This window comes from Paraglaciecola sp. 2405UD69-4, assembly GCF_047525415.1.
Taxonomy (GTDB): domain Bacteria; phylum Pseudomonadota; class Gammaproteobacteria; order Enterobacterales; family Alteromonadaceae; genus Paraglaciecola.
Genome location: NZ_JBLIXM010000001.1, coordinates 1118226 through 1132989, shown reverse-complemented (window position 1 = coordinate 1132989; position 14764 = coordinate 1118226). Strand labels below are relative to the sequence as shown.

The following is a 14764-nucleotide window of genomic DNA, read 5'->3' as shown; positions in this document are numbered from 1 at the left end:
GTGCTAAATCGGTGAGCCAGGAGGCAAAGGTTTCACACTAAATTGCGATTTCCACTCTCCTAAATGCCAATACTGATCTAGCTGCCTAGCCATTACAGCATTGTCTGGATTGCGGGTATTATTTTTTAGCCACTTGTGAAGTATCACCAACTCAGCTTCTATAGCACCTCTTACCTCTGGGGCTAAACTTTCCTGAGAAAGCGCGTTAACCGTTTGATCAAGCACTAAGTAATTTATACGCTTACTAAGCTGTACATGTTTTTTATTCACTCCATTCTTAATAGTGTGTTTAAAAATGGTGGTAAATAAACCTTTTATATCTGGTGCACCTTTAGCGACTTCACTTTGAACTGACACTCGATTCAAACGCTCTGCTTTTAGCATTAGGCCTAGACTATATCCAGCCGCCGACTCCGCTGCTGAAATAGGATCGAATGTAATGCCAGTACGACCTTTAAAACTCTCTCTGTTGCGCCTATCGCCATAGGCCTTAGGGGTAATTAACTGGGTAATATGCTCAGGTATACTGAGAAAATCACTACTTAGGGTGGTGAGCATTGCTTCAATAGCATCCTCTTGGATACTAGGCATGACAATCTCGACTCCCTTAGCTTTGTTGTAATCGCCCTTAGTTTCATATTCGTAATTAATGCCACCAATTAGCTTAGCCACGGCGTCTAGCTGGTAACGATGTAGTAAATAGATAGGAGCTAAGGTTTCTTCTAAAGAAGATAATGTACTACCAGCCTCAATACTTTTGAGGCCAAAATTATTAAGAGCAAGCTTTCTAACCTCACTGAGTCTTGCAAGTTCTTTGATAGATGAACTACCACTATCCCAAAGATGACCTTGTGCATTAGCTGCATGTGAAGGTCGAGCATCGGGATCAGATTGATATTTAAACCCTTTACTACGAGCCTCTGCAACTAAGGATTTAAGTCCCTCTTGCTCTGCATCTTTAGAAAGGTATTGCTGATAACCATAGGCCACAACATATTTGTCCCACTCCCCTATGTCTACATCATAGGCATCAGATAAATCTATCTTGCCGTTTTTGATAGTCACAAAAGGATGGGGATAATCCATGACAGAAGCACGGCCATATTCACTGGCAGCAAAGTTATGGGATATTCCTAGGGTATGACCAACCTCGTGGGCAGATAACTGACGGATACGGGCTAATGCCATTTCCTTTTGTTTACTGATATCAGCGCTAGCATCGGATGAAGGGTCTTCACTAAATGGGCTAGTTAACCCTATAGCAATTAGAAAATCTTGCCTGACTCTCAAAGAACCTAGAGTCACGTGGCCTTTGATAATTTCTCCGCTACGAGGGTCAATCACTGAAGAGCCATATGACCAGCCTCTTGTTGCCCTATGTACCCATTGGATCACGTTATAACGCACATCCATTGAATCAGCCCCTTCAGGTAATACCTTAACTTGAAATGCATTTTTATATCCGATAGCAGAAAAAGCCTGATCCCACCACAGAGCGCCATCTTTAAGGGCGCTCATCACCGGCTCCGGAATACCTGGGTCTAGATAATAAATAATAGGCTCAACCGCCTCACTCACTGGAGCCTCTGGATACTTCTTAAATAACCTATGTCTGGGTATAAATTTCTGGGACATACTCTTTTCAATAGGCACAGAGTAATCCTGATACTCCATTGACCAAAATCCCGAAAAAGGTACAAACCTGCGAGCTTGATATTGATTATCCGGAAGCTCAATTAGTGAGTGATGAAGATGAACAGAAATACTTATAGGGTCTGGGGTAACCTGCTTAACGTACTGACCAGGATTAGTGCCACCAAAGGTTACAAGGGCTTCTAGCTCAGTGTTTTTAGGAAAAGCTTTACTCTTTTTAAGATAGACACCACTGCGGCTAGCATCAGCCTTGTAGTTACCCTGTTTTCTGGCAGATAAACGCTGCGATATTTGATGAATATCAGATAACAAAAATGCTGTATAATCGACTAATACAGACTTATTTGAAGCCGCTGCTATTTTAAATCCAGCTATCACTGAATCAGCAAATGCCTCATCTATACTGGCATTTTCTGCAGCGTTAGTTGAACTTGCACGGTATTCAGTATTCAACTGCTTTAACAAAACTTTATTGCCAAAGCGTTCAAATTTAACTAATCGAGTATCACCGAGTTGGCCCCGGTCTAAACCTATATCATTTGAACCTATTCCTTGAGGAAGGCTACTTTGAAACAGAAACTCCTTGTCGAGTTTATCTACTTCTAAATAAACCTTATCGGCTTTAGCATCATAATAGAAATCAAAAAATCCAGCTTGGTGCTTCATGTTTTCGGTGAAGTCACTGATTTCATCAAAACCATCATCAGCAAATGAAGGAAAAGCCAGCGAAATAAAAAATAAACTAACAACTAAAATACGCATTTTTACATCTCAAAAGTTAATGAACACCTGTTACTAACTGGCGACAGCTTTAAATTAAACGCCGTGAGTTATAACACCTTTGTTGATGCTGTAAATGTTTGAACATCAAAGACAATAAACCATCATTCTATAATATGAATTTACAAAATGAATGCTTATTCTTAAATTACTAACGGCTAACTGAACCTCTAGGCTAAATTAGCAATAAAACCCATTAGCTGTGTATTATTGCTCAATCTTACCCCTCTCTTTATAAACTTCAATAAACTATTTAGCTTTACTTTGAAATAAATGAATGGGGAAACGTTCGGTAATTTGCATCGCGGGCTTACCGCCAATATGAATGATATAAGTACGATAGATGGTTTCCACATACTCTGGTTCGCCATTTAATCTATTGTATGCTTGGAACGCTTCCTTCCCAAAATCGACAATCTCGCGGTAGGTTTCAAGGCCAATTTCTCGCAATAACTCTCCTATACCAATTTTCCCCTCTAGCATCTGGGTCTTGATATTTTCATCTAACAACTCTGTGCGTAAATATGAGGTTGCATAGGCGTATATATCATTAGTTGAAATACCTCTTAGTATTACTTCTCTTTTTAGGGCTAAATCTTCCTTCTTCGCCTGAATAAAAGGTAAATTTGTTGTAAGAACAACCTCTTCTTGCCAACGTTTTTCAACTTTAATATTTTCCCAAAAAAATGCTTCTAAGCTTTTAGTTACCGTACCATCAGTAACTAGCAATGTTCTTAAAAAAGGTGGGAGTGCCTCCATATCCATAGCATCTTCATTAATATTACGAACTATGCCGCCTTCAATAAATCCTCGACTTCTAAAATGCTCTTTTAACATAACTGTCTTTTATAAATCTCTCGTTGTTCTTGACCAATTACCTACTCCCTACAGTGGTACATATACTCTGTACTCCATTAGATTAAGGGGGTCAATCATGATAGTAGACAGGTTATAATATACGATTCCCCCTTAGAGTAATCAGCTCTAATACAACACAATTTATTTACTCAGGCCTTAACATAAACCACTCAAACAGTTTCGTTTTGCTAATGCCTCCTAACCATCCTATAAGTGTCGCAAAATGGTTACATATTTTTAAAGTACAATACTTTAAAAAGCACGAATTATTAATTTTGATAAAGGCAAGTAAAAAAACAAAGTCGCCATCTTGGTGCATCAATTTAGAGCATGCCCTAAATTAAAACAATAGTTTAAAATAATATTGAAAATAAAATACAATTGACAGTAACTGACAGGGGCCGATTTGGTTGTGGACTAAACAACTCTCGGATAGATATATTACATTAGTTTTAAGATTTTAAAGAGGCGTAGTAATAGAAAATTCATTTAAAATAAAACATCAAAGTACTTACTATAAATTCAGCATGGCGTAGTATATGCTTGAGCAAATCGGATAAAATTTTACTTTACTAAATACCTAGATCAGTTTTAGGAAGCATTGTAAATAAATGTAATAGTTATATAAACCTAAAGACTTGTAATTGAGTTTATTAGGGACAATATTTAGATAGTTGAAATAGTATTTGTTTCGCTAGTTTAAATTAGAGTTGGTAAGGAATAGAAGTATGGCTACTCAACATGGCATGGTAAAAAATAATATAAACAGATTGGCAGCAGCGTATAGGTTAGTTGATGTTATTGTCATTCAAGCTTTGTTGTATTTAGTTGTGATAGCATTCCAACAAGACTATGACGAGCATTATTTCACCGTATCGCTTATTAGTTCGGTTGGGTATGCATTAGCTGCTGAATCTTTTGCTCTATATCGTTCATGGAGAGCAGGCTTTTTTAAACAAATTATATTCTATACTGTTTGTTGTTGGTTATGCTCTGGAACATTAGCGCTAGCCTACGTTTTCTTCTCTAAAAGTGGGGCAGATATATCAAGAGTATCCCTAAGTGTATGGATGATACTCACATTAATGACACTTATCGCTTGGCGTTACGGCTTTCAGCTTTTCCTCAGAAGCATGCGCCGTAAAGGATACAACACTCGAAACATTGCAATCTTTGGCTTATCAGAAAAAGGTGGGCGTCTTGCAAATGAAGTTATTAACAACCCAGAAACAGGCTACAGGTTAAGTGCTTTTTACGACGATAGAAGCAAAGAAAGACTAGATAAAAATTACCATTATTACCTTAGAGGTAGCATTTCTGAAGGAATTGAAAATGCAAAAAATGGCAAATACGACGTGGTTTATATCTCTCTTCCCATGATTGCCAAAGCTAGAATCCAAGATATTCTACATGAATTAGGTGACTCAACGGCCAATGTACACGTTGTGCCAGACCTATTCATATACACCTTAATGCATGGCGAAATGGCACATGTGGGTAACATACAAACCATTAGCGTGTACGATAACCCCATGCAAGGAAGCTTAGGTGCATTGAAGCGCCTCGAAGATATGTTTTTAGCCTCGATAATTATGAGCATAATTGCACTACCTATGTTGTTTATCGCTATTGCAATAAAGTTAACTTCGAAGGGCCCAGTAATATTTAAACAAGATAGATATGGACTCAATGGTCGCAAAATAAAGATGTGGAAATTTAGATCCATGACGGTAACTGAAAACGCTGACGTTGTAACACAAGCAACTAAAGGCGATTCACGTATTACTAAGGTAGGTGGTTTTTTAAGACGCACTTCATTAGATGAACTACCTCAGTTCATCAATGTTTTGAAAGGTGACATGTCTGTTATTGGTCCTAGGCCTCATGCTGTTGCCCACAATGAGGAATACCGTAAGCTTGTTGACTTTTATATGTTAAGGCACAAGGTCAAACCTGGTATAACAGGGTGGGCGCAAGTTAACGGTGCACGGGGTGAAACAGATACCTTAGAGAAAATGCAAAAGCGTATTGAATTAGATTTAGAGTACATTAGAACTTGGTCTCTTTGGTTAGACTTTAAAATTATAATCTTTACTTTTTTAAGAAGCTTTAACGACAAAAATGCTTATTGATTTAGGTCAAGGCTCTTAATCGTAAATTACCATATAATTTATAGAAAAATAGCAACCTAATTAGGCGAGTCAATATTTATTATAGGGAAAATAAGTGTGGAAAATAGTTTTATAAATGTTGAAGGCATTAGCTTTATTGAGTTTACTGGCAGCAAACCAAATTTATTAATTGAACTGTTTGAGAGTATGGGATTAAAACTATCTCATCATAAAGAAGATAGTAAAATAACCCTGCACCAACATGGAAACATTAATTTTATCTCCAATCCATCTGATAGTGGTAATGTTAAAAAATTTAGAGCTGTGCACAATAGAGGCGCATCAGCCCTAGGCTTTAAAGTTGAAAACAGCGAAGTCGCTTTCAAACAAGCCATCGAATTAGGAGCTGAAGCGGCAGAGCTTGCAAATTATGATATTCCAGCTATCAAAGGGATCGGAACATCAATTGTTTACCTAGTAGACAAAGACTCTGAAGCACAACTTTTAGGACAATTTGAAAAAAGTACAGTTGAACCTTTATTTGATAACTGTCTTTGTGAAGTAGACCACTTAACTCACAACCTTTATTCTGGTGGTATAGAAAAACAAAAAGCCTTTTATGGCAAGATATTTGGTTTTGCCAGCCTCAGAACCTTTGATATAGAAGGTAAAAAAACAGGTCTTCTAAGTGAAGTCATCGCCAGCCCTAACGGCAAAGTTATTATTCCACTTAACGAAACTAAAGACGACAAATCTCAAATTGCTGAGTATTTACAAGAATATAACGGTGAAGGCATTCAGCATATTGCACTGCGCTCAACCAACCTGTTCAACACTGTAGATAACTTACATTCAGCTGGCATAGAGTTTCAAGATACTCCCGACACTTACTACGACTTATTGAATGATAGGCTTCCTGGCCATGGTGAATCAGTTGAAAAATTAAAAGAACGCCGAATACTTGTAGATGGCGGCGAAAAACAAGGTGGTGGATATCTACTACAAATCTTTACTAAAAATAGTATTGGCCCAATTTTCTTTGAATATATTCAACGTAAAGGTAACAAAGGATTTGGAGAAGGAAACTTTCAAGCACTATTTGAGTCGATTGAACTTGATCAAGAACAACGAGGTGTTATTTAACACCTACCTATCTATACGCGCAAAGGTATCTATAGCGTAATTTAAACCAAGTCAAGATGTCACTTAGGGCTAGCAAATGAAAAAAATTAGAAACCAACACAAAGTAAAATTTTACGTTTTTATATCTACCTTAATTTCAATTATTATTGTCTTAGGTTTTTCACAATACTTTTCTAGTTTATTTCGTCATGATCTTAAAAGTCCGTTATTTATACACATGCATGTTTTACTTTTCTTTTTCTGGGTGTTTTTTTATACCACCCAAGCTTTACTCCCCGCTTTTGGGCGAGTGGACCTTCATAAGAAGCTTGGGAAGTTTAGTATTCCAATTACGTTACTGATTGTAATTGATGGACTGTATGTAACTTTTGAGCGATTAAATATACGTGTAGAAAACGGCAATATTGAAGGTGCTAGACTCTTTTTGCTACAGCCTCTCACCGATATGATCATATTTCCGATGATTGTATTTACAGCTCTTTTGTATAGAAAGAAAAGAGAAATTCATAAACGTTTAATGCTTCTGGCTACATTATTCATTTCAATAGCCGCTGTAGTTCGGTTAGATTTTGGAATTCCTGGGCTAAATTTATTAACTTGGATATCACCAATAATGATCGCTATTATTTATGACTACTATACAAAAAAAGTAATTCATCCAGTATATATTATAGGGGCTGTTTTATTTGTTGCTGTATATTTAAGAACAAAACTTTTATGGCATACTCCCTTATGGAATAACATATCTAATTCAATTATAGAAATGACATCTTAATTTCAGTGCTGAATCCCAAGTAAGAAATGGAACTAAAAATCTCATTTAGCTCCATTTCTTTCAACATAAAAAACAGTTTACTATTGTATATAACTAGTTTTCGCAAGATATTGATTCATCAGACGCCTCTGGTTGAGTAGCATTTCTAATAGATGTCATAGGGAAGAACATAAAATAATCTGTAAAATTGTGATATTTGTCAAAAGAAAGTCCCATATTAGTGTGGTTTCAAATTTTTTAGACGATAATCGTATAGAAAGTGGTTACTACTGTAATAATGGCATAATTAAGACTCATAGCCTTGCTTTTAAAGCGGTAGATAATTGAAACGATAAACAATCAACTTAATAAAGTTATATCGAACATTTGAGGCATGGCGACCTTAGCCTAACCTAATGTCAGGTTATCCATTATAGAAGTGCTGCTATAAACACCCCCCTATCAAAGTACAACTATTTAACTATAAAATGAAATAAATCCGCTATTAGTTGGTTCTACTAGGTAACTTCTATTTATCTAATTTAGTGAGCCTGGTTAATATCAACCCCAACTACGTATAGCTTTTTTTACTAACATTAATCTAGACTGAAGTCGATAAGCGATAGCTATTGCAGAAAATGTTAGGACACGCTAAATTCCTTGAAGTTTATAATTACAAGTATTTTAAATTACCATTTAGCCTTGTATGATTTTTGTCTGAATTAAGATACACAAGTTCATTAGGAGCTATAGAACAAATGACTAGAAAAATCGGTGTAATAGGAGCTGGGTTATCCGGATTAGTTGCTATTAAGGAGTTACTTGAAGAAGGACATGACGTTATATGTTTTGAGAAAAACAACGATATAGGTGGTGTATTTTCAGAGCTAGGTTCTTATGACTCCGTAGAGTTGACTGTTTCAAATTATTTTATGGCATACTCTGATTTTATGCCGCACAACGAGCCTGTGAAATTTTGGACAAGACAAGAATACAAAAAATATCTAGACGACTATGCTAAACATTTTAATTTACATAAACATATTAAATTCAATTGCAAAGTAAATCATATTGAGGACACTAAAGATACGTTTGTAGTTACGGGCATCGATGAAAGCAATACTTCTTTTTCAGAAACAGTAGAAAAACTTGCTATTTGCTCAGGTCAATTTCAGGCTCCTAATATTCCAGTCATAAAAGGACTTGAATCTTTTGCTGGCCAAATAATGCACTCCTCTGCTTATAAGAATGCTGAAAGTTGTAAACATCTACATGGGAAAAAAGTTTTATGTTTAGGTGCAGGAGAATCTGCTGCTGACGTAGTAACTGAGATTAGTGAAGTAGCAGGAAAAACACTACTATCTTTACGAAGAAATCACTTATTTAGCCAAAAATATGTGGGAGATAACATTACTATAGATATGGTTCAAACAAGGTTTTGGCACAGTATTCCTTCAAGCAATAAAGCAAAAGCAGTAAGAAAAATATGGCAAGGGGTTAGTAAGTCAACAAAAAGCAAAGCTATGGCTCTACTAGCTGACCATGTTATTAATGCCCCCGATGAGCCAGGATCAGTGGCAACCAAAACTGAAAGAATCTTCGAAGCAGCTGCCAATGGAATGGAAATTGATATTGGTGGGATTAAGCAGATAATTGGCAATGAAGTAGAATTCGAATCAGGAAGGATTGAAAAATTTGATGCTATCGTCTTTTGTACAGGATTCAAATTTTCACTACCATTCATGGAAGAAATAAATCAATTTTCCGATATAAGAGATTGTTATTTACAAATCTTTCATGAAAATTACAGAGAAAGAGTTGGATTCATCGGATTTGCTCGCCCCCAACAAGGTGGAGTTCCCCTGATAGCAGAACTGCAGTCGAGGTATTTTGCACAATTAGCCTCAGAAAAAATAGAGTTACCACACAACTTATCTGAGCTTGCTCAAAAGGATAAGAAAATGTGGCAAGAAGAGTTTTATGAAACGCCCCACGTATTTGGACTTGTAAATGGGCAAAGATTCAATGAAAAAATAGCAGACCTTATAGGTTGTAGACTTCCAATGCCGAGCTTATTTCTCTCTCCCAAAGCTTTTCATGTTTATTGGTTTCATCATGTTTGGCCTTGTCAATTCAGAGTTGTAGGACCTGGCTCAAGAGACTTAGCAAAAAAACAATGGCTAACATCACCATCAATTTATAGCTGGAAAAAAAAGTATTTACTAACACTATCATTAATTTACAAATGGACCGTAGCTAAATTATCTAGGCATCAAGATAAAAAATGGCGACCTACCTTCAAAAGCTAATGAGTGAGCTGTTAACATTAATTAAGGATAATAAAGAGCTAAGGATGGCAAAAGAAATATTAGAAAGGCCGCTACCCTCCAACTAAAGAAAACCAAGTAACGTTAGCCAACTATGGCATTTTGGCTAGTATAGGCAATGTAGGTGCATGTGGGGATAACGCTGTTGTAAAACAATTATTTGGCAGGTTAAAGCATGATTATTTGTTTCAAGTACCACAACCAACGTGCAAACACATTAGAGCTAATGTAACTGCATACATGGTTATTACAACTTAGAGCGAATTCATACAGCTAATCATGAACTGTTACCAGTAGAGTATGAGCATACTCCTTAAGAAAAGTGTCCTGATTTAATTGAGAATAGTATTAGTTCCCTCGCCCCTAACACTACGAGCAACCTGATTTGATATAGAGGCCAAATTTTTAAATAAAAAAGAGAACTCCCTCGTTGCATACTAGTTTAACTAGCAATACTAACTAAGAGTCTACTCAACTTTTGATAAACCACTTTCAATTACATTTACTAATTCTCGATGATTATGCTTATTCATAACGATACTTACATGATCACCTGTAGACTCCAGAATAGTAACTAAATTTACATACTCACCAAGCCCATAATCATGCGGCCATTGGCGTAGCGCATCCCACCAAATACTATCCTTACTTTTAATTAACATAGCTTGAACATTACAGTGAGTAGTTCGATACTTTTGTAGTTGTTTTTTATTGAGGGTAAATGCACCTTTCAGTTTTTCTAACGTTAAGGACTCTTTGTGTTTAGCTCTTGTATCTTGGTGTAAGGAGTTTGCAAGGTACCGTTTGGTTTTTCGATTTAAAATATTATTTAGAATAATTTTAGGCTTATGCTTTAGGTATACCATTAAAATGTCTTTCAAAGGCTTGCGAGGAGCTTTCTCATAAAGCCTCGCTTCAACAAACACTAATACAGCCTTTTTGCCCATTTGAACCAACAGCCTAGCAATTTCAAGGCTAACAATTCCACCAGAAGAGTGACCACACAAGTAATAGGTACCTTGTTTTTGCACTTTTAATATTTCATTTAGCAATCTTTTAGCGATATCCTCAATTGTTTCATATACTTCACCTTCAAAATTAGGATAAAGGAGACCGAATACTTGCCACTTATCTGAGAACAACTCACCAAAATTATGAAAAGATACTATGTGCCCATCCATACCTGGTGTCACGTAAATTGATTCTGACGCATTTGGCCTAGTTTCATTTAAAGGGACAATTAATGTTTCTGGTAATATTGTATTATTAACTTTACCTGTTTTAATCGCTTCAACTTGTGTCGAAAAGCCTGGATTTGCATAAATAAACTCAAAATCACAATTTAAGTTAAACGTATTATTTATTGCATACACAAGTTGTACTGCACCTAGACTATCTCCACCTAAATCAAAAAAGTTACTATTGTCATAAATAGTTCCAGATGCACCACTATTGAACCAAATTTCCATTAGTTCTTTAGAGGTCTCATCATTGACAGAAATAGCCGAATGATTTTCTTTAAGTTTAGCTTCTGCAAGCTGAATTAATCTATTTCTGTCAAGTTTTCCATTTGTATTCAATGGTAGCTCTTCAATAAAGTAGATTTTACTAGGTACCATATAATCTGGTAACGTTTTATTTAATAGGCTCTTTACTATATTTTCATCTTGACGCACTGCATTTATCGTAGTCGTTACAAAAGCTACAATTTTAAGGTCCTCTTTTAAATCTCGAGCCCCAATGACACTTCCTTTATCTATACCCTCTAGTTTATTTAGCCAATACTCGATCTCTTCTGTTTCTATACGTATACCATTAATCTTTATTTGAAAATCCTTGCGCCCCTTTAGTTGTAATTCCCCTCTCTCATTCAAAACACCGAAATCACCAGTAGCATAATAACGCTCTTGACCAATTAAAATAAACTTTTCTTTATTTAAGTCTGGCCTATTCAAGTACCCAGAGCTAACCCCATCCCCACTAAAGAAAACCTCACCCAGCTCACCTTGCTTAACGGGAGTATAACCATCATCTAATAATAATAAAGAGGAGTGCTTAAATGTCTCCCCAACTAAAGTTTTTGTCGTTACTTCATTTCGATCCACTTGCCAAGTTGTACCCATACATGCCACTTCTGTACAACCGTAAATTACCCAAAGTTCTGCCTTTGGAAATAGTTTTTTAGCACGCTCCAATAACGTCGCAGGAATCATATCTCCACCACTAGAAACATGGGAGATATTAGGAAATACTAAATTATGGTCTTCAGCATATTTCACTAACGACTCAAGTAAAGCCGGCCCCATATGGAAACATGTTGAGGTATTAATAAATTGAACAAGTGTCTCACTATTTAAAAGGTGTTGACGCGGTTCTATTTTAAGGGTTCCACCACAGTAGAAAGGAAGTAGGAGATCAAACAAACTAATACTAAAAGAGTATTTAGCAATTGACAAATGAATGTCTGAGGGCGTGAACTTATAAGTTTCGGATGCACTCTCTAGGTAACTTAGAATATTTCCATACGTCAACTTTACCCCTTTAGGCTCACCAGTAGAACCTGAAGTATAAAAGATAATAGCAGTATCAGACAGACTAGTGGGAGTTAATTGGGAGAGTCCAGCTTTACTGTTATTTTTCTTGTGCTCTTCAATATCTATGACCAAAACATCTTGCAAATGTAAAAAATTACCAGTGTATTCAAGCTGTGTAAGTATAACCTTAGGTGTTATATCATTTATAATTGACTCTATTCGTTGTTGCGGCCATGAGGTATCGACAGGTACATATACTGCACTACTCATTAATATTGATAAAAGTGCTATTGGGATATTCTCAGATTGGTCTAAGAAAACTAAAACCTTATCTTCGGGCAATACATTATATAAACTTAAAGCCTGAGATAAATTAGATGCATAGTCAAAATACCCTCTGTAGGATATAGTTCTCCCTTCGAATTGAATTGCAATTTTTTCCGCATATTCCTTTGCAATAATTTCAATTTTTTTAAGAATTTTATCCCTTTCCTTCATCTTATGAGAATTCCAACTGCTGACTTTTTCTTTTTTTAATCGTGACATTATACGAATTGAATCACGATCAATCTCAGCTTGTATTAATTTAGATACAGAGGTATTGCTACTCATGTGCTTGCTCCATTTTACAAAAACACATCAAGAAATTATGAATTAAAAAAAATAGAACAGTTAGGTGACAATACCCTAAACTAAAGGAGTTTGGCAAGAAAATATCTAAATTTAGAGGGAGGTTAGGTAAAGTATTTTTTAACATTGCACGCTCTTTAATAGGAGTTAAGAGTAAAAGATTTCAAACTAATTGAAATGCTATCTTGTATTTAATGTTAAAAATAGTGGGGGCAATAATACATGTGTACCTAAATTGATACTAAATTAAAATTAAGACTAAAGTATGAATTTATTGGACTGGCGATTAATACTATATTTTGCTTTGTTAAATTGAGCATATATGCTTGCAAAAACTGTAGCTTGTCTAATTCAAAGGTTTAGGCTGCCTTAAACTACTTACTCCATGATATGTGAAGTCTTGAATGTCGATTGAGTTATCTATTTTTTGTTGGCCATTAGCAACTGCTACTAACTCTTTGTTCCTTATAATTTTAAATATTGGAATTCCTTCTTGCAAAGGAATTTTAAAACTTGTTACACCATAAGTTGCTTCTTGACGATATTGTTTGCCGTTAATTTCTATTTCTAAAATTCCGGGGGATGTTAGGAATGCCAATAACTCAATCTCGTTTTTGGGGCTGTTTCCGCCAACAACTTTGAATTCTTTAGTTTGCACCTTGCCAGATAAAACAGCCTCTGTATGGTGTTCTCGATAAAAACCAAATACGATATCTTTCTCAATTTTGGGAGGGCTCCCTGATTTAAACCAATTGATATAATATGATGTTAAATCATAAAAAGAATAACCAGTTTGTGTAGCCGGAGCTACTTGGCTAGATTCAGAATAATCATTCCAAGTAATAATTTGTACCCAATCAGCCTTTCCTTGAATTGCACTTTCCCACATTGACCTGTATGCATCACTATTACCAGCCTCAGTATAGATCGCAGATTTAGGCCTACTATCTTGAGGGGCAACTGGAGCCATCCAAATCAAGTTCTCCCCGTGAGCTTTATTTGGCTCAAACTTCTGACTAAAACCATATTGAGGGGTTCTATTTCCCCACTCAGAAGTACCGATTACGTATTTTTTAAAAGCTTCGGGTTCTTGGCTCTTAAATTTCTCAATATTTAGAGCCCAGCGATGATACAAAGGTAGTAAAGCTACTTCTATCCCTAAGCTACTTAATTCATCTAATGTTTCCCTCCACCACTTTGGAGATTGGTTTTCGGCAAGGTAAGGAGAAATAACTAAACGCCCATCCGGTAACCTATATGAAGCTTTTCTTTTAGCAAGCTCCTGAATCACAGGAACAAACCTCTCTGGGTAATTTTTAAAAACAGCATTCATGTCAGGCATAACCAAGATTTTAAAACCGCCTTGGTCTTCAGCCGCATCATACATTCGCAACACACGGTTCCAATTATAACCAGTTGTGCTTAATAAATTCATTGAAAAGCCATCAAGGCCAATTGCTAACGCCTGTAAAACCTCACTTCTAGCATCTTCTAATTTCCAATCTACATCTCTATCAATTGGTGGGCGATAAAGTGGACGAGAACGTAACAATCCACCTTTACTAAGAAATTTTTTTTTCTCACCTAAAGGGTTAAGATAATTAGCATCGTAATAGCTTTGCTTTTTTACCTTATTATTTATGGATCTTGGATATGGAGTAAAATAGTGAGCAAAAACCAATTTGGGGATCTGCATAGGTAGTTCTGTGCGATTCATATCCCTTTCGCTGGTTAAGGTGTTATTTTCTGTACTGTGAGCTATAGCTACTTCCAAGCAGCCTGTTAACACTGCACAATAAACTAACATTAATAAAGTTTGTTTTTTCACATCCAAGCCCGCAATTCTTCATGAAACTCTAAGTTTTAATACTATCGTAAAAATTTGTTGCTGTTTATTTAAACGTACTCGACATTCTTAACAAATGACAAAGTACGCTATAAATAAAAGCAACTAATGTAATATTAATTGTTAAC

8 protein-coding genes and 1 pseudogene are annotated in these 14764 nt (G+C 35.9%); 5 read left to right on the top strand and 4 right to left on the bottom strand.

The window, feature by feature from the left end; genetic code table 11:
• Nucleotides 1-3: 3 nt before the first annotated feature.
• Both ACMUMK_RS05010 and ACMUMK_RS05005 read right to left on the bottom strand, forming a co-directional pair.
• Nucleotides 4-2415 (bottom strand): zinc-dependent metalloprotease, encoded by a 2412-nt coding sequence (locus ACMUMK_RS05010; protein WP_414700021.1) that lies wholly within the window; start codon nt 2413-2415, stop codon nt 4-6.
• Nucleotides 2416-2682: 267 nt separating this feature from the next.
• Nucleotides 2683-3270: a chorismate--pyruvate lyase family protein gene (locus ACMUMK_RS05005; RefSeq protein ID WP_414700020.1), complete on the bottom strand. Its 588-nt coding sequence runs from the start codon at nt 3268-3270 to the stop codon at nt 2683-2685.
• Between the two features lie 749 nt (nt 3271-4019).
• On the opposite strand from ACMUMK_RS05005, the gene ACMUMK_RS05000 reads away from it, so the two are divergent.
• From ACMUMK_RS05000 to ACMUMK_RS04980, 5 genes and pseudogenes are all read left to right on the top strand, one after another.
• Nucleotides 4020-5423, top strand: a complete 1404-nt coding sequence (locus ACMUMK_RS05000; protein WP_414700019.1) for an undecaprenyl-phosphate glucose phosphotransferase — start codon at nt 4020-4022, stop codon at nt 5421-5423.
• Between the two features lie 96 nt (nt 5424-5519).
• Nucleotides 5520-6545: a 4-hydroxyphenylpyruvate dioxygenase gene (hppD, locus tag ACMUMK_RS04995; protein WP_414700018.1), complete on the top strand. Its 1026-nt coding sequence runs from the start codon at nt 5520-5522 to the stop codon at nt 6543-6545.
• Nucleotides 6546-6621: 76 nt separating this feature from the next.
• On the top strand, nt 6622-7320 hold the full coding sequence (locus tag ACMUMK_RS04990; protein WP_414700017.1) for a hypothetical protein: 699 nt from the start codon (nt 6622-6624) through the stop codon (nt 7318-7320).
• A 737-nt stretch (nt 7321-8057) separates the two neighbouring features.
• Nucleotides 8058-9608: a flavin-containing monooxygenase gene (locus tag ACMUMK_RS04985; protein WP_414700016.1), complete on the top strand. Its 1551-nt coding sequence runs from the start codon at nt 8058-8060 to the stop codon at nt 9606-9608.
• Between the two features lie 102 nt (nt 9609-9710).
• A pseudogene (locus tag ACMUMK_RS04980) lies at nt 9711-9943 on the top strand (integrase core domain-containing protein); the annotation flags it as partial.
• A 150-nt stretch (nt 9944-10093) separates the two neighbouring features.
• Here ACMUMK_RS04980 and ACMUMK_RS04975 read toward each other — a convergent pair.
• Together ACMUMK_RS04975 and ACMUMK_RS04970 are read right to left on the bottom strand one after the other, a co-directional pair.
• On the bottom strand, nt 10094-12772 hold the full coding sequence (locus ACMUMK_RS04975; protein WP_414700015.1) for an AMP-binding protein: 2679 nt from the start codon (nt 12770-12772) through the stop codon (nt 10094-10096).
• A 364-nt stretch (nt 12773-13136) separates the two neighbouring features.
• Nucleotides 13137-14618, bottom strand: coding sequence for a glycoside hydrolase family 71 protein (locus ACMUMK_RS04970; protein WP_414700014.1), 1482 nt, complete (start codon nt 14616-14618; stop codon nt 13137-13139).
• Between the last annotated feature and the right edge of the window lie 146 nt (nt 14619-14764).

Coding starts and splice junctions, on each gene's coding strand:
- ACMUMK_RS05005 (WP_414700020.1), bottom strand. CDS start 3,270: ATGTTAAAAGAGCATTTTAGAAGTCGAGGATTTATTGAAGGCGGCATA.
- ACMUMK_RS04990 (WP_414700017.1), top strand. CDS start 6,622: ATGAAAAAAATTAGAAACCAACACAAAGTAAAATTTTACGTTTTTATA.
- ACMUMK_RS04985 (WP_414700016.1), top strand. CDS start 8,058: ATGACTAGAAAAATCGGTGTAATAGGAGCTGGGTTATCCGGATTAGTT.
- ACMUMK_RS05000 (WP_414700019.1), top strand. CDS start 4,020: ATGGCTACTCAACATGGCATGGTAAAAAATAATATAAACAGATTGGCA.
- ACMUMK_RS05010 (WP_414700021.1), bottom strand. CDS start 2,415: ATGCGTATTTTAGTTGTTAGTTTATTTTTTATTTCGCTGGCTTTTCCT.
- ACMUMK_RS04975 (WP_414700015.1), bottom strand. CDS start 12,772: ATGAGTAGCAATACCTCTGTATCTAAATTAATACAAGCTGAGATTGAT.